This is a genomic window from Sphingobium terrigena, assembly GCF_003591655.1.
GTDB classification, from domain to species: domain Bacteria; phylum Pseudomonadota; class Alphaproteobacteria; order Sphingomonadales; family Sphingomonadaceae; genus Sphingobium; species Sphingobium terrigena.
The window spans coordinates 100,153-121,737 of sequence record NZ_QVRA01000008.1 but is presented as its reverse complement, the minus strand read 5'-3'; the positions used below and the strand labels follow the sequence as shown (position 1 = coordinate 121,737).

The following is a 21,585-nucleotide window of genomic DNA, read 5'->3' as shown; positions in this document are numbered from 1 at the left end:
GATTTTGGACCATTTCGACTATGTGGACGGTGCCATGCAGGTGGAGCAGGTGCCGATGGCGGCGATTGCCGATGCGGTTGGCACGCCGGTCTATGTCTATTCGACCGCGACGCTGACGCGTCATGTCAGCGTGTTTCGCGACGCGCTTGCGACCCTCGACAATCCGCTGATCGCCTTTGCGGTCAAGGCGAACCCCAATGCGGCGGTGCTGGCGACGCTGGCGAAGCTGGGTCTGGGCGCGGACGTCGTGTCGGGCGGCGAATTGCTGCGCGCGATCGCGGCGGGCATACCCGCTGACCGCATCGTCTTTTCTGGCGTGGGCAAGACGGCTGAGGAAATGCGGCTGGCGCTGGACCATGGCATTTACCAGTTCAATCTGGAAAGCGAACCGGAAGCTGAAATGCTGTCCGAAGTCGCGCTGTCGATGGGCAAGCGCGCGCCGGTGGCCTATCGCATCAACCCGGATGTGGACGCTGGCACCCATGCCAAGATTTCCACCGGCAAGTCGGAAAACAAGTTCGGCATCCCCTATGATCGGGCGCTGGAAAGCTATGCCGCCGCGCGCGATCTGCCGGGGCTGGATGTGCAGGGGGTGGCGGTTCATATCGGCAGCCAGCTGACCGATCTCGCCCCGCTGGAGGCCGCCTTTACCAAGGTCGGCGCGCTGGTCGCGGCGCTGCGCGATGCGGGGCATGATATTCGCACCGCCGATCTGGGCGGCGGGCTGGGTGTCCCTTACGACCCCGCTCTGCCGGTGCCGCCAAGCCCCGCCGCCTATGGCGAGATGGTATGCCGGGTGACGCAGGGCTGGCCAGTGCGGCTGATGTTTGAGCCGGGCCGGGTGATCGTGGGCAATGCGGGCGCGCTGCTGTCGCGCGTGGTGCGGGTGAAGCAGGGCGCGCAGGCACCGTTCGTCATCGTCGATGCGGCGATGAACGACCTGCTGCGCCCCAGCCTCTATGACGCCTGGCATGATATTCGCGCGGTGACCCCGGTGGGGCAGCGCGCGGCGGCCAATGTGGTGGGTCCGGTGTGCGAGACGGGCGACACTTTCGCCATGGGCCGCGACATGGATGTGGTGGCGGCGGGCGATCTGGTCGCCTTCATGACTGCGGGTGCCTATGGCGCGACGATGGCGGGGACGTATAACAGCCGTCCGCTGACCCCTGAAGTGCTGGTGTCGGGCGACAAATGGGCGGTGGTGCGCGCGCGCCCGCCGATCGAGGCGCTGATTGCGGGCGATAGCATCCCCGACTGGCTGGCCGACTGATGCACAGCCTGCCCGTCTTTCTGCGCCTGACGGGCAGGCCGGTGATCCTGACCGGGGACGGCGAGGCGGCGGACGCCAAGCGCCGCCTGCTGGAGCGGACGGGCGCGGTAATCGTGGGCGAGGAGGACAAGCGCGCGCGGATCGCGATCGTGTCCGACGGCGACGCGGTGACGGCGGAGCGGTTGCGGGCGCGGGGCGTGCTGGTCAATGCGACCGACAATCCTGACCTGTGCGATTTCACCTTGCCGGCCATCGTGGATCGTGACCCGGTGCTGATTGCGATCGGCACGGGCGGGGCGTCGGCGGGACTGGCCAAGGCGTTGCGGCAAAGGTTGGAGGCGCTGTTTCCCGCACGGCTCGGTGAATTGGCACAGGCGCTGTTTGCCGCGCGCGGGGCGATCAAGGCGCGCTGGGCGGATGCGGGGGCGCGGCGACGGCGGATTGACGCGGGGCTGGCGCCGGGCGGGATGATCGACCCGCTGCGCGCCGATGCGGTCGACGCGCTGCCGGACTGGCTGGCGGCGGAGGGGCCGGTGGAAGGTTCACGGCTGATCGCGATTGCGTTGCTGTCGGGCGATCCAGACGATCTGACGTTGCGTGCCGCACGGCTGCTGGGGGAGGCGGATCGGGTCTATCACGCGGCGTCGGTGCCAGCGGCCATCCTCGACCGGGCGCGGGCGGATGCGGCGCGGATCGTCGCGGATGTGCCGCCTGCCGATCCGGGCGAGGGGCTGTCGCTGTGGGTTGCGTTGGACGGGGCGATAGCCTGACCACATCCGTTCGTTTCGAGCGAAGTCGAGAAACGGTGGCGCGCAGTTTCTCGACTGCGCTCGAAACGAACGGCGTTGGGTGATTCAGCCCTGCTGCGCGCTCAGTCGTTCGACTTCATCATGCAGCGCCTGGATGGACGAGACGAGCCGCGCGCGGTCGGCCTGGAGTTCGCGCAGGGTTTCGCGGGTTTCGCCCAGTTCCACCGCGCGGCGCGCGATGCGGGCGTCGAGTTCGGCATTGTGGCGGGTGAGCGTGCCCAGCGTTTCGGCCCGCTGGCACAGATGGCGCATACGGGCGTCCAGCACGTCGAAATCAAAGGGTTTGACGACATGGTCATCGGCCCCGGCATCCAGCGCCTCCACCGTGGATTGGCTGTCGAGTCGCCCGGTGAGCATGACGAAACAGGCGGACAGGGCGAGGTTCGCGGCGCGGATCTTCTTCATCGTCGCGACGGCGGGCAGCATCGTCAGCCCCATGTCTACAAGCACGATGTCGGCCGGGCGGGTCACCAGCAAGTTGACCGCGACAAAGCCATTTTCCGCCAGCGCGACATCATAATTGAGATGCGACAGGCGGCGGGCGACGACGGCGCGCGCGGTGGGATTTTCATCGATCAGCAGCACGCGCAGGCGGCGTTGGGGGCGGGCGACGTCGCTTGTCTCCATATCGTCGGGCCGACGGCTGCGATTGCGCTTGAAGATCTGCATGGCTCCACCCTTTTGCTGCGTTCAATAGGATAGGATTGCCGCGCAAAGAAATGGTTAACGGAGGGTAGCCACGATTAAATTCATTTAATTGGTTCGATGCATGCGTGCGCCATAGCCTCCCCTTTGCGACCCACAGAAGGAGGATGCTTATGCCACAGACCGTGCCGCAACTGGCCATTGACGACATTGCCGATCTGCCCGCCGGGGCCAGCCTGTTCGGGTTGCAGGATGGCGATGTGCTGGACATCAGCCTGATGGATATTGTGATCGCGATCATTGATATGCCATGAATTTGGCGGCTTTGGGGCAGGCCGTCGCGCAGGCGCAGGATGCCCCGCCCGATCACGCGATCGCGCTGATCCGGCCATTTCTGCACGATATAGGCTGGTTCAACGATCTGCTGGCGCAGGGCTGCGCGGCGATGACCGCCGACCCCATGCACCTGCCCAGCTTTCGCGCCAGCCGCAGCGGTGCGGCCCGGCATCTGGTGCTGGCGCGGACCGAGCGGGTCTGGCTGTCGGCGACGGTGATCGACCAGGTCGAGCAAGCGGGATCGCGGGTGCATTTTTCCGGCCGCCATATGCTCTGCCGACCGCTCAACCGCGCGCTGCGGGGCGAGGGGTTTCGGCTGGAGGGAGAGCGGGCGGTGCCCACCGGGCCGCGTCATTGCGCGGTGGGCGATGTGCTGGAACTGGACGAGCGGCATGAGACGCTGCGCATCCTGCCGGACGACGCGCCGCTGATGCTGTTGCGGGCGCAGATTGCGGGGCGAGGCCCGGTCTGTTCGCGCATATATGAGTCCGCAACCGGCGTGCTGGTGGCGCGGGCGGAGGCGGATGAGGGCCATGCCCGCGCGCTGATGCTGCTGTCGCTGCTGCGAGTGCAGGGGCGTAGCGATGCGGCGGCGCAGTTTGCTCAGGCGCTCGACACGCCGCTTGCCGCGCAGCGCTGGGCGGTGATGCGCGAATATCTGGCGCTCGATACGGCAAGCGCTTTGCCTGCGTTGCGTGCGATGGCGCAGAAGGAAAGCGATGCGGCGGTGCGGGCGCTGGCGGCGGGGACGCTGGCGCAGATCGGGGGCGTGCCATGCCCCGCCTGATCGAACCGGAGCCGGATGACAATGTCATCGACCTCGATGCGCTGGTCGACTGGTGCGAAAGCCCGGCCTTCGATCCCTCCTGCGAGGAAGGGCTGGTCGCTGCCGCGCCGATGCTGCGGGCCTTGTCGCGCAACCGCGATTTCCTGGCAGACTTCGCCATCGCCGAACTCAAGACGCGCTGCGCGGGTCAGCGGCAGGTCAACCCCTATTCGGCGCAGGTCATGCTGCTTCGCGCGCCCAGGGGCAAATATGTGCTGCGTGCCGCCTTCTGGCCCGCTGAGCGCGACCATGTGGTGCGGATGAGTGGTCCCGCCCCCTTCCTCTATCATGTGCCGCACGACCATGGTTTTGACTTTCTGACCATCGGCTATCTGGGACCGGGCTATGGATCGGACTATTATGAGTATGACGGCGATGTCGCGGGCGCTGCGGGGGAGGCGGTGGCGCTGCGTTTCATGGAGCGCAGCCATTTGTCGCAGGGACGTATGCTGCTCTACCGCGCCAATCGCGACATTCATGCGCAATTGCCGCCTGAGTCCCTGTCGGTCTCGCTCAACATATTGGCCAGTGCGCCCGATCAGGGCTGGCGACGGCAATATCGGTTCGACACCGTTCGCACCACGATCGCCGAGTGCATGACCGTGGCCAGCGCGCAATTGCTGCTGGAACTGGCGGTGGGGTGCGGCAGCGGCAATGCGATCGACCTGGCGCAGGACTTTGCCGCACGCCATCCCGCTGACGCCATGCGGCGGACGGCGTGGGATGCGATCGGCACCGGGCTGACCAGCGCGGCGCGGCTGGACCATTGGGTATCCGGCGCGCGCAGCAGCAGTCCACTGATCCGGTTTGCGAGTGAAGCGGCACTGCGAACTGTCCGAAATGGATAGGGATTGGCTTGTCTTTGCGCTGTGTCGGCGGTCGGATGCAGCGGGTCAGTTATTGGTGGATGACGGGTGGGCAGGCGGGTCGATTGTCACGGATTGGGCAGTGATTTCGCACCGCTGGCACGGGCGCTGAGCGCGCGCGGCTTCGATCTGGCGATGCAGGGGGCGGGGGGCGATCCGCCACGGGTCAGCATCAGCGATGCGACGATCCTCTGGCAGGGCGTGGACGATCCCGCTGCCCGCGCCCGCGCGCTGGAGGGGGGCGCGCAGGATGTTGTCGGCCCGTGGATGCATGAGGGGGAAGCCGTCGCACGGATCATCCGGCTGGCCCGCGACGACCAGCCCCGCTTGCGGGTGGGCGACCTTTTGATCCATCTGGTCGACCGGCAGGTCGAACGGGCGGGCCATGCGATCCCGCTGCTGGCCCGCGAATATGCGCTGCTGCTCCATCTGGCGCGGCGGCCGGGGGAGGCGGTCAGTCGCGACGCGCTATTACGTGCGGTGTGGCGGCTGGAGTTTGATCCCGGCACCAACAGCGTCGAGGTGCATATGTCGCGGCTGCGCGCCAAGATCGATCGGGGTTTTGACTGGCCGCTGCTGCGGACGGTCAAGGGGCGGGGCTATGCGCTCTGTCCGGCGGTCGGGACCGCGCTGTCAGGGGCATAGGCGCGCATGAACAGGTCGACTGCCAGTGCGACATCATCGCGCATCGCCCCCGGAGTTGGCTGAATAATCTGTCCGATCAACAATTGCTGATGACTGCCTGACATGGTCAGGGCCATCAATGCGCGCGCGGCATCGGCCGGATCAGCCTGTCTGAGCTGTCCACGATCCATCGCGCCTTGAATGAAGTCAGCAAGCAGGGCGCGTGTGTGTCGCGGCGCAAGCTCGAAGAAAATCCGGCTGAGTTCGGGAAATCGCGCGCCCTCTGCATAGATCAGCCGGTGCAAGGCGATGGCTTGTGCGGAGCACACCTTGTCGAGCAGACTGCGGCAGGCGCGCAGCAGCGTTGGCTTGAGCAGGCCGCATGGATCGAGGATTTGCGAGAGTTGCATGCGATAGGCAGTAGCCACCCGATCAAGGACGGCAGAAAATAGATCTTCCTTTGACGGGAAATGATTCCAGAGCGTCCCCTTGGACCCGCCCAGCGCTGCTGCGATGCCCGACATGGTCGTCCCGGCATAGCCATGTTCCAGGAAATATCCCTCTGCAACCATAAGGATAGTGTCCCGCCGGTCTTGCCTGCGCGCTTCCCTTCGGCTGGGGGGAGGAGATGTATCCAGACCTGTCATTAAACCGTACCATAGAGTATGGTAATTTTGTTGACAAGGCCTCGCAACAGCGGCAATGGCAGTTTTCATACTGGATGGTACGGTTTGTCATGTCGGTGAGTCGCCTGTTTTTCCCCAAACGCTTCCTGATCCCGGCAACGGCGCTGTCGCTGCTGTCGGCCTGCGCGGCGGTGCCTGATCTTGGTGCCCCGCCCGCGATCCGCACGGCGCAAAGCGTGGCGGCGCAGGAGAGCCTGCGCGCACCTGATGCCGCCTGGCCGGGCGAAGGCTGGTGGACCGCCTATGGCGACCCGCAACTGACCGCGCTGATCGAGGAAGGGCTGGCCAACGCGCCCGACATGGCGATTGCCGCCGCCCGCTTCGCGCAGGCGCAGGGCATGGCGCAACAGGCTGGCGCAGCTTTGCTGCCGTCGGTCGATCTGGATGCAAAGGCCGGGACGACCAAGCAAAGCTATAATATGGGACAACCCAAGGAGTTTATTCCGCAGGGCTGGCTTGGCACCGGCCAGTTGGCGCTCAATCTGGGCTTCGACCTTGATCTGTGGGGTCGGAACAAGGCGGCGCTGGCCGCTGCCACCTCGCAGGCGCGGGCGGCACAGCTGGACGCGCAGCAGGCGCGGCTGGCGCTGACCACGGGGATCGCCGACGCCTATGCCGATCTGGCGCGGCTCTATGATGAAGCCGAACTGCAACAGCAAACGCTCGACATTCGGGTCGCCAGCCAGAAGCTGGTTGCCGATCGCCGTCGGAACGGGCTGGAAACGCGCGGGAGCTTGCGCCAGTCGGACGCGACTGTCGCGGCGGCGCGGGCGCAATTGGCGGGTGCGCGCATGGCGATTGCGCTGCGCCAGCATCAGATTGCCGCGCTGGTCGGGGCCGGGCCGGATCGGGGCATGTCGATCACCCGCCCGCCCAAGGGCCGCCTGATGCCGGTCGGCCTGCCCGCCGATGTCACGACCAATCTGGTCGCCCGCCGCCCGGACATTGCGGCCGCGCTGGCCCGGACGGAAGCCGCAGCGAAACAGGTCAAGGTCGCGCGCGCCGATTTCTACCCGGCGGTGCGGCTGAGCGCGCTGATCGGGGTCCAGTCGCTGGGTTACAACACTATGTTCAACGGTACCGGCGTCAATGGATCGGCTAAGCCTTTCTATAACAGCCTGTTCGACAAGGATTCGCTGTTTGGCAGCGCTGGGCCGGCGATCAGCCTGCCGATATTCCATGGCGGCGCGTTGCAGGGTCAGTATCGCGGCGCGCGCGCCAGCTATGACGAGGCGGTGGCCAATTATGACAAGAGCGTGCTGGCCGCCTACAGCCAAGTGGCCGATGCGCTGACCAGCCGCCGCACGCTTGACGATCGACTGGTGGATGCGCGGGCCGCGTTGACGGCGTCGCAGGACGCCTATGGCATTGCGCGCAAACGCTATGATGGCGGCCTGTCCACCTATCTCGACGTGCTGAATGTCGAGGACCAACTGATTGCTGCCCGTCGATCCGTTTCCGCGCTGGAGGCCAACGCCTTTTCGCTCGATATTGCCCTGATCCGTGCGCTGGGTGGCGGTTTCGCCGCCAGCGCCACCCTGCCCAAGGACGCTCCGCATGGCTGATGCCGCCCCCGAATTTTCCGCCCCCGCGGCGTCAGGCGCTGCTGCGTCGGCCGACACGCAAAAGGCGGATCGCGCTGCGGCGCGCAAGACCTGGCTGACCCGGCTGGCGCTGGCGGTCGTGATTGCGGCGCTGCTCTGGGCTGCATGGTATCTGCTGATCGGGCGCAACCATGTCAGCACCGACAATGCCTATGTGAACGCGGAAATGGCGCAGGTGACGCCGCTTATTTCGGCGCAGGTGACGCAGGTATTGATCAGTGACACGCAGGCGGTGAAGCGCGGTGATGTGCTGGTGCGGCTCGACCCGACCAATGCGCGCATCGCCATTTCCCAGGCGCAGGCGGATCTGGCCGAAGCGCGCCGGAAATTTCGCCAGAGCAGCGCGACCAGCAATGCGCTGGAAGCCCAGGTCGATGCACGCGGCGCGGACATTGCGCAGGCGCGCGCCCAGCTGGCGAGCGCACAGGCCAATGTCGACAAGGCGCGGATCGACCTGCAACGGCGTGAGGCGCTGGTGGGCGAAGGCGCGGTGTCGGGCGATGAGGTGACCAGCGCGCGCACCGCCTATGCCGCCGCGCGCGCCGCGCTGGACCTTGCCCGCGCGGGCGTCACCACGGCGCAGGCGACGCGCAGCGCGGCGAGCGGGCAGCTGGCCGCCAATGATGCGCTGGTCAGCGGTTCGAGCGTGGATACCGATCCGGGCGTGATGGTGGCGCAGGCCAAGCTGGACGCGGCCAAGCTGGACCTGGACCGCACGGTGATCCGCGCGCCGATCGACGGTGTCATCACCAAGCGCCAGGTGCAGGTTGGCCAGCGCGTCGCGCAGGGCAGCCCGATCATGACGATCGTGCCGCTGGCGCAGGTCTATGTCGACGCCAATTTCAAGGAGCGCCAGCTGCGTCGGGTGAAGGTGGGGATGCCCGCCACGGTGGTCGCTGACATTTACGGCAGCGATGTCGTCTATCATGGCAAGGTGGTGGGCTTTTCCGGCGGCACCGGATCGTCGCTCTCGCTGATCCCGGCGCAAAATGCGACCGGCAACTGGATCAAGGTTGTCCAGCGCCTGCCCGTCCGCATCGCGCTGGACCCCAAGGAGCTGGCTGCCCACCCGTTGCGCGTCGGCTTTTCCACGGAGGTCGAGATCGACCTTTCCGGTCACTGAAAGGCCGGATCGTGAGCGGCGAGGATAATATCTTTAACCGGTTGACGCCGCGGCAGCGGACATTGGCCGGGCTGGTGCTGGCGCTCAGCAATTTCATGGTCGTGCTGGACCTGACCATCGCCAATGTGTCCGTGCCGCATATTGCTGGCAATATGGGCATCACGCCCGATCAGGGGACGTGGATCATCACATCCTATGCGGTGGCGGAAGCGATTTGCGTGCCGCTGACCGGATGGCTGGCGCAGCGCTTTGGCGTGGTAAAGATGTTCATCTCGGCGATGATCGGCTTTGGCCTGTTTTCCGTGCTGTGCGGCCTGTCCATGTCGCTCAGCATGATCGTCGTCTGCCGCATCGGCCAGGGGCTGTGCGGCGGGCCGATCATGCCGATGTCGCAGACCTTGTTGCTGCGTATTTTCCCGCCCGAACGGCGCGCGCGGGCGATGGGCCTGTGGGCGATGACGACGTTGCTGGGTCCGGCGATGGGACCGATTATCGGCGGTTATATCAGCGACAATTGGAGCTGGCACTGGATCTTCTTCATCAACCTGCCGATCGCTGTCCTGTGCGTGTTCGCGGCAATGGCGCTGCTGCGCCCCGTTGAAACGGAAACGGCGCGCGTGCCGATCGACAAGGTTGGGCTGGTATTGCTGGTTTTCTGGATCGGCTGTCTGCAAATCATGCTGGATATCGGCCGCGATCATGACTGGTTTGCTGATCCGCTGATCGTCATTTTGGGCGTTCTGGCAGTGATCGGCTTCCTGGCGTTCATCATCTGGGAATTGACGGAGGAGCATCCGGTCGTCGATCTGCGGGTGTTCCGGCATATCGGTTTCACGTCGGGCGTCCTGTCGCTGGCGCTGTGCTTCGGTGCCTATTTTTCCGGCATCGTCGTCATCCCGCAATGGCTCCAGTCGTCCATGGGCTATACCGCAACCTGGGCTGGCATCGTCACCGCCTTCACCGCCATGGCCGCATTGATGAGCGCGCCGATCGCGGCCAGGATGATGAGCCGGGTCGATCCGCGCCTGATGATTTCGGTTGCAGTGCTGTGGCTGGGCCTGATGACCCTGTGGCGCGCGCACTGGACCAGCTCGATTGATTTCTGGAGCATGGCCGCCCCCCAGTTCATCCAGGGTTTTGCCATTCCCTTCTTCATGATTCCGCTGACGACGTTGACGCTGGGGTCAGTGCGGCCCGAAGAGACGGCTTCGGCAGCAGGGCTTCAGAACTTCCTGCGCACGATGGCGATTGCCATGGCGACATCGCTGGTGCTGACCGGCTGGGGCGATGGCCAGCGGGTTTCGCGCAATGAACTGGCCGGTGTGCTTCAGCCGGCCGATACGCAATCGGCACTGGCCAATATCGGCATGTCGACCGATCAGATACGGCAGATCATATCGAACATCGTCGATCAGGAAGCGCTGGCTATCGCTGTCGATCACATATTCTTCATATCGGCCATGATCCTGTTCGTGGCGGCTGCTCTAGTCTGGCTCGCGCCGCGCCCGCGCGCCAATGTGGATATGTCCGCCGCGCACTGACCGGCATGTCGATGATTGACGCGACGCAGCATCGCGGCCACTTAAGCGGGCGAAGAGGCGGGGACAGATGCGAATCGTCATCATCGATGACAGTGGATTGCGGGCCAGCGTCCTGGAAGAGGGGCTGCATGAGGCGGGCTATGACGATATTCATATCGTCCCGCCGCGTGGCGGCTTTGTCGCGCGCCTCGAACGCATGGCCCCCGATGTCGTGCTGATGGATCTGGGCAGCCCCAGCCGCGATACGCTGGAGGAAATGCTGACCGTCAGCCGCGCGCTGGCCCGGCCGATCGCCATGTTCGTGGACCAGTCTGACGAGGCGATGATCGGCGCGGCGATCGACGCGGGCGTGTCCGCCTATGTCGTCGATGGGTTGCGCAAGGAACGGGTCAAGCCGGTGCTGGAACTGGCGGTGCGGCGCTTCAACGCCTTTGCCAAGATCCAGAGCGAACTGGACGAGGCGCGCAGTGCCTTGTCCGACCGCAAGGTCATCGACCGGGCCAAGTCCATCCTGATGAACCAGCGATCGCTGAGTGAGCAGGACGCCTATGCGTTGCTGCGGACGGCGGCGATGAATCAGGGCAAGAAGATTGTGGACGTGGCGCAGGCGCTGATCACCGCCAGCGACCTGTTGGGAGGGGGATTATGACGATAGGGCTGCGCATCGCCTTCCTGCCGCTGACTGATGCAGCCGTCCTGGTGGCGGCACGGGAGCGGGGTTTTGCCGAGGAAGAGGGGATCGCCCTTGATCTGGTGCGGACCACCAGCTGGGCGACGCTGCGCGACCGGCTGGTCTATGGTCAGGTGCAGGGCGCGCATATGCTGGCGCCGCTGGCCGTCGCGGTGACGCTGGGGCTGAGCCAGCAACCCGCCCCGCTGGCCGCACCCTACAAGCTGAACGTCAACGGCAATATGCTGGTGATGGCGTGCGATTTTGCCAAGGCGCTGGAGCCGGTCATCGCCAGCCGACTGGCCGATCCGCTGGGCACCGCGCATGATTTTGCCGCCGCGATCGGCCTGTGGCGGCGCAAGCCGGTGATCGGCGTCGTTCATCGTTTTTCCAGCCATGCGATCATGCTGCGCTACTGGCTGGCCAGCGCGGGCGTGGACCCGGATCGCGACGTCGTGCTGCGCGTGCTGCCGCCGTCGCTGACGGTCGAGGCGATGCACGCGGGCGAGATTGACGGCTTCATCGCGGGCGAGCCCTGGGGCAGCGCGGCGGTGGAAGCGGGGCTGGCGGAAACCGTGGCGATTGGCGAGCGTATCTGGCGGCGCGGTGTCGAAAAGGTGCTGGCCTTTCGCGAATCCTGGCTGGAGGAAAATCCGCACGCCGTCGACCGGCTGCTGCGCGCGCTGGTGCGCGCGGCGGCGTGGTGTGATGACCCGGCGCACAGGGATGACCTTGCCAATCTGCTCGCCCGGCCGGATTATGTCGATCAGCCTGCCTATCTGATTGAACGCGCGCTGTCGGGCGGCATCGTCGCGCGGGCGGGGGAGCCGCCGATCGTCAGCCCGGATTTCATGCTGTTCGGGCGGGAAGCGACGCCCTTCCCCTGGCGCAGTCAGGCGCTGTGGATCTATTCGCAACTGGTGCGCTGGGGCATGGTCGATCATGATGCCGCCACCGCGACACGGGCGGGAGCAGTGTTCCGTCCCGACATATTCCGCCGCGCACTGGCCGACAGCAATGTGCCGATGCCTGGCGCCAGTATGAAGCTGGAAGGGGCGGTCGCATCGCCATTGGCGGTCGGATCGCGCCGGGGCGAACTGACGCTGGGACCGGACAGCTTCTTCGACAAGCGGGTGTTCGACCCGGAACGAATCGATGACTTTCTGAGCGGCTTTGCGCCGCTGCGTTGATTTGGCGCGAAAAATTGTGCCTTGCAACATGACGCGAATCGCGAGATAAGATTGTAACCGCGCGACGATGCGCGTTTGACAGGAATGCGCCATCCCAAGGTCGGGACCGTCATTCCGACCTATCATACAGCAAAGCCGCTGACCGGACTCCCCATCGGGTGATGTCCGGCCTGCGGCTTTTTTTGTTCATTTTCGAGTCTGGGATGACCTATCATGGCAACTGCTTATTGGGATGGCGACAAGGAGGGTGAACTGGCCCCCGCCACGACCAGCTTCTGGAAGGCCGGCCACACGCCGACGCTGATCGCGGCCTTTCTCTATTTCGACCTGGCCTTCATGGTGTGGGTGCTGTTGGGGCCGCTTGCCCCGATGATCGCCAAGACGCTGATGCTGACGCCGGCCGAAAAGGGGCTGATGGTCGCCACGCCGACGCTGATGGGCGCGCTGCTGCGCGTCGTCAACGGCCTGCTGGTCGACCGCATCGGTCCCAAATTGTCGGGCGCGATCAGCCAGGTGATTGTCATCATCGGCCTGTTCACCGCCTGGGCCATGGGCATCGACAGTTTTGAAGGCACGCTGGCGCTGGGCGTCGTGCTGGGTTTTGCCGGGGCGAGCTTTGCGATTGCGCTGCCGCTCGCCAGCCGCTGGTATCCCGCCGAGCATCAGGGCAAGGCGATGGGTCTGGCGGGCATGGGCAATTCGGGTACCGTCCTGGCCGCCCTGTTTGCGCCGGGTCTGGCCAAATTGTTCGGCTGGAACGCGGTGCTGGGCCTCGCCTGCATCCCGCTCAGCATCGTTTTCGTCATCTATATGATCATGGCGAAGGACGCGCCCAACGCGCCGCAGCCCAAGAAGATGATCGATTATTTTCAGCCGCTCAAGCAGGCAGACGCCTGGCTGCTCATGGCCTTCTATGCCGTGACTTTCGGTGGCTTTGTCGGCCTGGCAGCCAGCCTGCCGATCTATTTCACCGACCAGTTCGGCCTGACCCCGGTAATGGCGGGCTATTGCACCGCAGGCTGCGTGTTCGCCGGGTCGCTGGTCCGTCCGATGGGGGGGGCGCTCGCCGACAGGATTGGCGGGGTTAAGGCGCTGATGATCGTCTATGTCGTGGCCGCAATTGCGCTGGCCGGTGTTGCTTTCGCCACTACGCTGGTGACGGCTCTTGGCCTCTTCGTCCTCGCCATGCTGGCGCTGGGCACAGGCAACGGGTCGGTATTCCAGCTGGTGCCGCAGCGGTTCCAGGCGGAAATCGGCGTGATGACCGGTCTGGTCGGCATGGCAGGCGGCATTGGCGGCTTCTATCTCGCCAGCTCGCTGGGCTTTGCCAAGCAGCTGACCGGCAGCTTTTCGGCCGGGTTCCTGATCTTTGCCGGGCTGGCGGTCATCGCCTTTGCAGGCCTTGCGATGGTCAAGGCCCGGTGGCGCGCGACCTGGAGCACGGGCGCCCGCATCTGATTAGAGTTTGGAGGGGCGGGGGCGGACCTTTACAGCAAGGCCGCCTCCTTAAATTGGTCGCAACATCATCCGAGGGGGGATGACTATCATGAAGTATCTATACGCAACGGCGGCCACATTGGTCGCCGCAGGGACCGCCATGTCCACGGCCCAGGCCCAGGACATCAAGCTCAAGCCAGTGGCCGAAGCGCGGTTGCGCTACGAACATGCCGATCAGGAAGGGCTGGCCACGGAAAAGTCCGACGCGCTGACCATCCGCGCCCGCGCCGGGCTGGTCGCGACCAGCGGGGCTTTGAGCGCCACGGTGATCGGGCAGGGCAATCTGGCAGTCGTCGACAAATATTTTGACGGGCTGAACGGGGCCGCGACCCGGCCGATCGTCGCCGATCCTGAAAATATCGCGCTCTATATCGCGCAGCTCCAGTACAAGACCAAGACGGTCACATTGACCGGCGGCCGGCAGAAGATCGCGCTGGATGACGAGCGTTTTGTCGGCAATGTCGCCTTCCGCAACAATGGCCAGACGTTCGACGCGGTGCGGATGGAACTCACCCCGGCAAAGGGGCTGAAACTGGACGTATCCTACGCCTGGAGCGTGCGCACCATCTGGGGCTTCCAGGGCAAGGGCGCACGGCAGCAGGCGGTGAGCGGCGACAATATTTTCGCCAACCTCTCTTATGTTACGCCGGTCGGCACGCTGACGGGCTTTGCCTATCTGGTCGATCAGGATGAAGCGGCGATGCAGGCCTACCGCCTGTCGAGCCAGACCTATGGTGTGCGGCTGGCCGGGACGCAGCCTTTGTCCAAGGTGGCGAAACTCTCCTATCAGCTGAGCTATGCCAGGCAGGCTGACCATCATGCCAACCCCAATAATTACAGCGCGGACTATTGGCTGGCGGACGCGACGCTGGATGTGAAGGGCTGGAAACTCAACGCCGGTTATGAAGTGCTGGGGGCCAGCAGCGGCGCGCCTTTTACCAGTTTCCAGACGCCGCTCGGCACCAATTTCAAGTTTCAGGGCTGGGCAGACAAGTTCCTGACGACGCCGGGGAACGGCATCCGCGACCTTTATGTCGGCGGGGGCTATGGCTGGAAACAGCTCGGCCCGCTCTCCGCTGTCGCGCTCCAGGTCGTCTGGCACCGTTTCGACAGCGACCGGCTGGACCAGCATTATGGCGACGAAATCAACCTTATCGCATCCGCGAAGGTGAAGAAGACGGCGCTGTCCGTCCGCTACGCCAAATATGATGCCAAGACGATGGCCACGGACACGCAGAAATTGTGGCTTCAGGCCGACTGGGCTTATTGATTGATCACGAACGGAATCGCTTGAGCCGTCAGGCGATTCCGTTTATGGTGCATTGCAAGAGGGCGATGTTGCCCTTCCAACCATAGCCGAAGCGATCCAGGGACGGATCGGCAAGGCGACTATGATGGCAAAGCCGCCATCCTGACTTTCGGTTCTCACCGGGGGTCAGGATGGCGGCTTTTTTGTTTTCCGGAGTGACGAGGATGGAATTTCAGGACGGATTGAGTCCGGTGACGGACAGCGAGGAGGAAATCCTCGTCCCCGCCGATGACGTGCGCGAACATCTGGTGGTGGTCGGCAACGGCATGGCCGGATGCCGCGCGGTCGAGGAATTGCTGGCGCGCGATGCCGGGCGTTATCGCGTCACCATCTTCGGCGCCGAACCGCATGTGAATTATAACCGGATCATGCTGTCCCCGGTGCTGGCGGGCGAAAAGACGTTTGATGACATCATCATCAACGACCGCGCCTGGTATGATGATAATGGCATCACGCTGATCACGTCCGATCCGGTGTCGGCGATCGACCGCACCCACAAGAGCGTCACGAGCCAATCGGGTCGCACCATCGGCTATGACAAGCTGCTGATCGCCACGGGGTCCGATCCGTTCATCATCCCGGTGCCCGGCAAGGATCTGCCCGGCGTCATCAGCTTCCGCGATATGAAGGATGTCGATTCGATGCTCGCGGCGGCTGAGGCGGGCAAGGCTGTGGGCGGTGGCGAAGCCGTGGTGATCGGCGGTGGGCTGCTGGGGCTGGAAGCGGCGCATGGCCTGACCCTGCGCGGCATGAAGGTGACGGTGCTGCACATCATGCCCACGCTGATGGAAAGGCAGCTCGATGAAGCCGCCGCCTGGCTGCTCAAGAGCGCGCTGGAAGGGCGGGGCCAGACGATCCTGACCGGTGCCGACACCGCCGAAGTATATGGGCAAGGCAAGGTCGAGGGCGTGCGCCTGAAGGATGGCACGCAAATCCCGGCCAGCCTGGTGGTGATGGCGGTCGGCATCCGCCCCTCGGTCGCGCTGGCGCGCGAGGCGGGTCTGGATGTCGGACGCGGCATCAAGGTCGACGACCATATGGTCACCAGCGATGCCGACATATTGGCCGTGGGCGAATGCGTCGAGCATGACGGCAATGTCTATGGTCTGGTCGCGCCGCTGTGGGACATGTGCCGCAGCCTGGCCGATGGCCTGACCGACCGGCATACGGGTTACAAGGGCAGCGTCACCTCCACCAAGCTCAAGGTCGCGGGTCTGGACGTCTTTTCCGCAGGGGACTTTTCCGGCGGCGAAGGCTGCGAGGATATCGTCCTGCGCGATGCGTCGCGCGGCGTGTACAAGCGGGTCGTGGTGAAGGACGACAGGGTCGTCGGCGCGGTCCTCTATGGCGATACGGCTGATGGCGGCTGGTATTTCGATCTCTTGAAGCGCGGCGAAAATGTCGCCGACATTCGCGACCTGCTGATCTTCGGCCAAGCCTTCGCCTCTGGAGGAGGCGCGATGGACCCTAAGGCGGCCGTTGCAGCGCTCTCGGATGATGCCGAGATTTGCGGCTGCAACGGCGTCAGCAAGGGCCAGGTCGTCGCCTGCATCGAAAAGGGGGCGTGCAGCCTGGACGCGGTGCGCGCGGGCTGCAAGGCTTCGGCCAGTTGCGGCAGCTGCACGGGTCTTGTGGAAAATATCCTGGCGCTGACGCTGGGGGACGATGTCCAGTCCGGCCCCAGGACGATGTGCAAATGCACCAGTTTCGGCCATGACGATGTCCGCCGCGAAATCGTGGCGCAGGATATGCGGTCGATCCCCGAAGTGATGCAGAAGCTGCACTGGTCCACGCCCGATGGCTGCTCCTCCTGCCGCCCTGCGCTCAATTACTATCTGCTGTGCGCGCTGCCCGGCGTCTATGTCGATGATCAGCAGAGCCGCTTCGTCAATGAACGGATGCACGCCAATATCCAGAAGGATGGCACTTATTCGGTCGTCCCGCGCATGTGGGGAGGCCTGACCAACCCGCGTGAATTGCGCGCGATCGCAGATGTGGTCGAGAAATATGACGCGCCGATGGTCAAGGTCACCGGCGGCCAGCGGCTCGACATTTTCGGCATCAAGAAGGAAGATCTGCCCGCCGTCTGGGCGGATCTGAACGCGGCGGGCATGGTGTCCGGCCACGCCTATGGCAAGTCGCTGCGGACGGTCAAAACCTGTGTCGGGTCCGAATGGTGCCGCTTTGGCACGCAGGATAGCACCGGCCTTGGCGTCAAGACCGAGCGGATGACCTGGGGGTCGTGGATGCCGCACAAGTTCAAGATCGCCGTGTCGGGCTGCCCGCGCAATTGCGCAGAAGCGACGATCAAGGATTTCGGCATCGTCTGCGTCGATAGCGGCTATGAACTGCATGTCGGCGGCAATGGCGGCATCCATGTTCGCGTCACTGACCTGCTGTGCAAGGTATCGACCGAGCAGGAAGCGCTCGATTATTGCGCGGCCTTCACCCAGCTCTACCGCGAGGAAGCGCGCTATCTGGAGCGCACCGCGCCGTGGATCGAGCGGGTCGGGGTCGACTATGTAAAGCAGCGGATCGTCGAAGATGATACCGGTCGCGAAGCGCTGCGCGCCCGCTTCCTGTTTTCGCAGCAGTTCATGCAGGACGATCCCTGGGCGGAGCGGGCGGCAGGTGCCAATAGCGACCTGCACCAGCATCTCGACCCTATCTCCATCGCGGCGGAGTGAGACATATGACCGACTGGATCGACATCGGCACGCTGGCCGACATTCCGCAGCGTGGTGCGCGCACCGTTCAGATTGGTGGCGAGAAAGAGATTGCGGTGTTCCGCACCGGCGACGACCAGATATTCGCGCTGGTCAATGAATGCCCGCACAAAAAGGGGCCGCTGAGCCAGGGCATCGTCCATGGCCACAGCGTCGCCTGCCCGCTGCACAATTGGAATATCGCTCTCAAGACCGGCGAAGCGCAGGGCGAGGATAAAGGCTGCACCCCGACGATCGCGGTGAAGCAGGAGGATGGCCGCATCCTGATCGCCCGGCCGGTAGCGACGAAGGCGGCGGCGTGAGGAAGCGCAACCAAAAGCCCCTCCCCTTCAGGGGAGGGGTTGGGGTGGGGGCGTGCTTCAGGCGCTGCGCTCGATGGATAGCCCCCACCCCCGTCCCCTCCCCTGAAGGGGAGGGGTGAATGGTAGATTCGATCCGCACCACCTGCGCCTATTGCGGCGTCGGCTGCGGCATCGCGGCGACGCCGACGGGTGGCCGCGCCGTGACGATCAGGGGGGATGAGGCCCATCCCGCCAATGCGGGCAAGCTCTGTTCCAAGGGCACGCATCTGGGCGAGACGGTCGGGCTGGAAGTCCGCCTGCTCCATCCCATGATCGGCGACAAGCGCGCCAGTTGGGACAAGGCGCTCGATCTGGTGGCGAAACGCTTTGCCGACACGATCGCCAGACATGGTCCCGACAGCGTCGCCTTCTATGTCTCCGGCCAGATATTGACCGAAGATTATTATGTCGCCAACAAGCTGATGAAGGGCTTTATCGGGTCGGCCAATATCGACACCAACAGCCGCCTGTGCATGTCGAGCGCGGTCGCCGGGCATAACCGGGCCTTTGGCGAAGATGTCGTTCCCGCCAGCTATGACGATCTGGACGAAGCGGACCTGATTGTCCTCATTGGGTCCAACACCGCCTGGTGCCACCCGATCGTCTATCAGCGGATACAGGCCGCCCGCGCCGCGCGCGGCACCAAGCTGGTGGTGATCGACCCGCGCCGCACCGAAACTTGCGAGGGCGCGGACCTGCATCTGGCGCTGCGGCCCGGCAGCGACGTCGCGTTGATGAACGGGCTGCTCGCCTGGATGGATCAGGGCAAGCTGCTGGACGCGGACTTTTTGGCGCGCAGCGTCAATGCGCCCGAAGGCTTCTGGGACCATATCCGCACCGGCCATGACCTGTGGACCACGGCCAGGGCGTGCGATGTCTCGCCCGCCGCGCTCCAGCAATTTTACGAACTGTTCGCCGCGACCCCGCGCACTGTCACCATGTTCAGCCAGGGGATCAACCAGTCGATCCGCGGCACGGATCAGGTCAATGCGATCATCAACGTCCATCTCGCCACCGGTCGTATCGGCAAGCCGGGCGCGGCGCCTTTCTCGATCACCGGCCAGCCCAACGCCATGGGAGGGCGCGAAGTTGGCGGCCTTGCCTCCACGCTGGCGGCCCATATGGATTTCGCACCGGACAATGTCGCGCGCGTGGGCCGTTTCTGGGCCGCGCCGACGATGGCGACCAAGCCGGGGCTGAAGGCCGTCGATATGTTCCGCGCCATCAACGAAGGCCGGATCAAGGCTTTGTGGGTGATGGCGACCAATCCTGCCGTGTCGCTGCCCGACGCCAACCGCGTCCGCGAAGCGCTGGAGAAGGTCCCTTTCCTCGTCGTGTCGGAGGTGATGGCCACCACCGACACCAGCGTCCACGCCCATGTCCGCCTGCCCGCCGCGGCCTGGGGCGAAAAGGACGGCACCGTCACCAATAGCGACCGCACGATCAGCCGCCAGCGCGCGCTGCTGCCGCTACCCGCCGAAGCCAAGCCCGACTGGTGGATCGTCACCGAAGTGGCCCGCCGTATGGGGTGGCGCAACGCCTTCGCCTATGATCGTCCCGCCGACATCTGGCGCGAACATGCGCGCCTGACCGCCTATCAGAATGACGGCGCGCGGCTACTGAACCTGCGCGCGCAGGCAACGCTGGGCAATGATGCCTATGAGGCGATGGCACCGTTCCGCTGGGGTGACACACCCTTTGCCGACGGGCGTTTTTCGACGCCCGATGGCAAGGCGCGGCTGTTGCCGGTCAGTCAAATGGATGTGCAGGGTCCGCTCAAGGACTGGCCGATGACGCTCAACACCGGGCGCTATCGCGACCAGTGGCACACGATGAGCCGCACTGGCCTCAGCCCCAAACTGGCGCGCCACCGGGAGGAGCCACTGGTCGAGGTTCACCCGCAAGACGCAGCCGCATTGGGCATTACCGATGGCGATCTGGCGCGCGTATCGACGCCGCAGGGCGACAGCCTGTTCCGCGCGCGGATCAGCGATGGCCAGCGTCCCGGCGAGGTGTTTACCCCGATCCACTGGACCGACCAGCAATCGACCGGCGGCCGCACCGGCCTGTTGCCGCGCCCGCTGGTCGATCCCCATTCGGGCCAGCCGGGGTTCAAATCCACCCCCGTCCGGGTCGAGAAGGTCGCCACCGAATGGAAGGGCTTTCTGATCCTGCGCGGGCCGGACCCCGTCCGCGTGCCATGCCTGTGGGCCACGCGCATCACCGTGCCGGGCGGCGCGCTCTATGAAGTCGCGGGCAATGGCGATCCGGCGCGGCTGGAAGCGTGCCTGCCCAAGGGCGACCGGGTCGAGGCGATCGACATGACGCGCGGCACCCGCCGCGTCGCGATCATCCGCGATGGAAAGCTGGCAGGGGTGCTGATCGTCACCCGCAGCGGCATATTGCCGACCCGCGACTGGCTGATCGGCCAGCTGGCGGTCGAAAGCGTCGGCGCATCGGTGCTGGCCGCGCGCGGGCCGGGCAATCAGCCCGACAAGGGCGCGATCATCTGCGTCTGCTTCGATATTGGCCTGAACAACATCGTCACGGCCATTCGCGAACAGCGGCTGGTCGATGTTCCCGCGATCGGTGCCGCTTTGGGGGCGGGGACCAATTGCGGGTCATGCCGTCCCGCGCTGGCCAACATATTGGCGCAGGCCCAACAGGAGACGCTCCATGCAGCCGAATGAATTGATCGCGCGGGGACAGGTGTGGCTGGTGGGCGCGGGGCCGGGCGACCCGGACCTGCTGACGCGCAAGGCGGAGAAGCTGATCGCCGCCGCCGACATCGTCTTTTACGATGCGCTGGTCGGGCGGCAAGTGCTGGACCTGATCCCCGCCGGGGTCGAGCGGGTGAGCGTGGGCAAACGCTCCGGGCGGCATAGCAAGCAACAGGAGAGCATCAATGACCTGTTGCTGGCAGCTGCCCGTGCGGGCAAGCGGGTGGTGCGGCTGAAGGGCGGCGATCCGTCGATATTTGGGCGGTCGGCGGAGGAAAAGGACCATCTGGGCGAGGCTGGCATAGATGTGCGCATCTGCCCCGGCATCACCACGGCGAGCGCGGCGGCGGCGAGCGGCCATGCCTCGCTCACCCTGCGCGGCAAGGCGCGCGGGCTGACTCTGGTGACGGCGCATCTGAAGGCGGGCGAACCGTTGAAACTCGACTGGGATGCGCTGGCGCGGCCGGGCGGGACGATCGGCATCTATATGGGCCGCGCGGCGGCGGGCGAGATTGCGCGCAACCTGATCGCGGCAGGGCGCGACCCGGAAACCCCGGTGATGGTGGCGGTCAATGTCTCGCTGCCCAGCGAACGGCTTATTCGTGGGAAGCTGTCGGCGCTCGCCTTTCTGGTGCAGACGATCAGCGACGAAGACCCCACCCTGCTGCTGATCGGGGAGGCTGTGGCGGGGACGCGCGTGCCTGTGGAAATGGCGGCGAGTGTGGCGCTGCCATTCTGACCTGATCCCATGTGTTCCCGCGCAGGCGGGAATCCAGTTGCAACGTCGGGACTGGGTTCCCGC

Annotated in this window: 19 protein-coding genes; 17 read left to right on the top strand and 2 right to left on the bottom strand. The window is 65.1% G+C overall.

What is annotated here, in order from left to right; genetic code table 11:
• Window positions 1-4 precede the first annotated feature (4 nt).
• Window positions 5-1,270: a diaminopimelate decarboxylase gene (gene lysA, locus D0Z70_RS11080; protein ID WP_119746297.1), complete on the top strand. Its 1,266-nt coding sequence runs from the start codon at window positions 5-7 to the stop codon at window positions 1,268-1,270.
• Entirely contained in the window at window positions 1,270-2,040 is a 771-nt protein-coding gene (locus tag D0Z70_RS11075) for a precorrin-2 dehydrogenase/sirohydrochlorin ferrochelatase family protein (RefSeq protein ID WP_119746295.1), read from the top strand. Before lysA ends, D0Z70_RS11075 begins: the two co-directional genes overlap by 1 nt.
• 84 nt (window positions 2,041-2,124) lie before the next feature.
• Here the strand turns inward: D0Z70_RS11075 and D0Z70_RS11070 are convergent, their stop codons facing one another.
• Window positions 2,125-2,748, bottom strand: a complete 624-nt coding sequence (locus tag D0Z70_RS11070) for a response regulator transcription factor (protein ID WP_119746293.1) — start codon at window positions 2,746-2,748, stop codon at window positions 2,125-2,127.
• A 149-nt stretch (window positions 2,749-2,897) separates the two neighbouring features.
• Here D0Z70_RS11070 and D0Z70_RS24915 point away from each other — a divergent pair, with 149 nt between their 5' ends.
• The 4 genes from D0Z70_RS24915 (at window position 2,898) to D0Z70_RS11055 (ending at window position 5,397) form a co-directional block, all read left to right on the top strand.
• Window positions 2,898-3,038 carry a hypothetical protein gene (locus D0Z70_RS24915; protein WP_182913929.1) on the top strand — a complete coding sequence of 47 codons (141 nt, stop codon included), beginning with the start codon at window positions 2,898-2,900 and terminating at the stop codon, window positions 3,036-3,038.
• Window positions 3,035-3,847, top strand: coding sequence for a hypothetical protein (locus tag D0Z70_RS11065; protein ID WP_119746291.1), 813 nt, complete (start codon window positions 3,035-3,037; stop codon window positions 3,845-3,847). The genes D0Z70_RS24915 and D0Z70_RS11065 overlap by 4 nt, the downstream gene beginning before the upstream one ends.
• The gene (locus tag D0Z70_RS11060) at window positions 3,835-4,734 is read left to right on the top strand and encodes a transposase (protein ID WP_119746289.1); all 900 of its coding nucleotides are present in this window, start codon (window positions 3,835-3,837) and stop codon (window positions 4,732-4,734) included. Before D0Z70_RS11065 ends, D0Z70_RS11060 begins: the two co-directional genes overlap by 13 nt.
• Window positions 4,735-4,800: 66 nt before the next feature.
• Window positions 4,801-5,397, top strand: a complete 597-nt coding sequence (locus tag D0Z70_RS11055) for a winged helix-turn-helix domain-containing protein (RefSeq protein ID WP_239018878.1) — start codon at window positions 4,801-4,803, stop codon at window positions 5,395-5,397.
• Here the strand turns inward: D0Z70_RS11055 and D0Z70_RS11050 are convergent.
• Entirely contained in the window at window positions 5,352-6,023 is a 672-nt protein-coding gene (locus tag D0Z70_RS11050; RefSeq protein ID WP_119746285.1) for a TetR/AcrR family transcriptional regulator, read from the bottom strand. The genes D0Z70_RS11055 and D0Z70_RS11050 overlap by 46 nt on opposite strands.
• Before the next feature lie 89 nt (window positions 6,024-6,112).
• Here D0Z70_RS11050 and D0Z70_RS11045 point away from each other — a divergent pair, with 89 nt between their 5' ends.
• From D0Z70_RS11045 to cobA, 11 genes are all read left to right on the top strand, one after another.
• Window positions 6,113-7,627: an efflux transporter outer membrane subunit gene (locus D0Z70_RS11045; protein WP_119746454.1), complete on the top strand. Its 1,515-nt coding sequence runs from the start codon at window positions 6,113-6,115 to the stop codon at window positions 7,625-7,627.
• The gene (locus D0Z70_RS11040) at window positions 7,620-8,789 is read left to right on the top strand and encodes an EmrA/EmrK family multidrug efflux transporter periplasmic adaptor subunit (RefSeq protein ID WP_119746283.1); all 1,170 of its coding nucleotides are present in this window, start codon (window positions 7,620-7,622) and stop codon (window positions 8,787-8,789) included. Before D0Z70_RS11045 ends, D0Z70_RS11040 begins: the two co-directional genes overlap by 8 nt.
• A gap of 11 nt (window positions 8,790-8,800) precedes the next feature.
• Entirely contained in the window at window positions 8,801-10,330 is a 1,530-nt protein-coding gene (locus tag D0Z70_RS11035) for a DHA2 family efflux MFS transporter permease subunit (protein WP_119746281.1), read from the top strand.
• 67 nt (window positions 10,331-10,397) lie between these two features.
• Window positions 10,398-10,979 carry an ANTAR domain-containing response regulator gene (locus tag D0Z70_RS11030; protein WP_119746279.1) on the top strand — a complete coding sequence of 194 codons (582 nt, stop codon included), beginning with the start codon at window positions 10,398-10,400 and terminating at the stop codon, window positions 10,977-10,979.
• Window positions 10,976-12,190 (top strand): CmpA/NrtA family ABC transporter substrate-binding protein, encoded by a 1,215-nt coding sequence (locus D0Z70_RS11025; RefSeq protein ID WP_119746277.1) that lies wholly within the window; start codon window positions 10,976-10,978, stop codon window positions 12,188-12,190. Before D0Z70_RS11030 ends, D0Z70_RS11025 begins: the two co-directional genes overlap by 4 nt.
• 213 nt (window positions 12,191-12,403) lie before the next feature.
• Complete coding sequence (locus D0Z70_RS11020; RefSeq protein WP_119746275.1) at window positions 12,404-13,648, top strand: nitrate/nitrite transporter; 1,245 nt, start codon at window positions 12,404-12,406, stop codon at window positions 13,646-13,648.
• A gap of 88 nt (window positions 13,649-13,736) precedes the next feature.
• The gene (locus D0Z70_RS11015) at window positions 13,737-14,957 is read left to right on the top strand and encodes an alginate export family protein (RefSeq protein ID WP_119746273.1); all 1,221 of its coding nucleotides are present in this window, start codon (window positions 13,737-13,739) and stop codon (window positions 14,955-14,957) included.
• A 203-nt stretch (window positions 14,958-15,160) separates the two neighbouring features.
• A complete protein-coding gene (gene nirB, locus D0Z70_RS11010; RefSeq protein WP_119746271.1) occupies window positions 15,161-17,683 on the top strand; it encodes a nitrite reductase large subunit NirB in 2,523 nt (840 codons plus the stop codon).
• A 5-nt stretch (window positions 17,684-17,688) separates the two neighbouring features.
• Window positions 17,689-18,024, top strand: coding sequence for a nitrite reductase small subunit NirD (gene nirD / locus D0Z70_RS11005; protein WP_119746269.1), 336 nt, complete (start codon window positions 17,689-17,691; stop codon window positions 18,022-18,024).
• A 119-nt stretch (window positions 18,025-18,143) separates the two neighbouring features.
• Window positions 18,144-20,753: a nitrate reductase gene (locus D0Z70_RS10995; protein WP_119746267.1), complete on the top strand. Its 2,610-nt coding sequence runs from the start codon at window positions 18,144-18,146 to the stop codon at window positions 20,751-20,753.
• Entirely contained in the window at window positions 20,740-21,522 is a 783-nt protein-coding gene (cobA, locus tag D0Z70_RS10990) for a uroporphyrinogen-III C-methyltransferase (protein ID WP_119746265.1), read from the top strand. The genes D0Z70_RS10995 and cobA overlap by 14 nt, the downstream gene beginning before the upstream one ends.
• The last annotated feature ends 63 nt before the right edge of the window (window positions 21,523-21,585 follow it).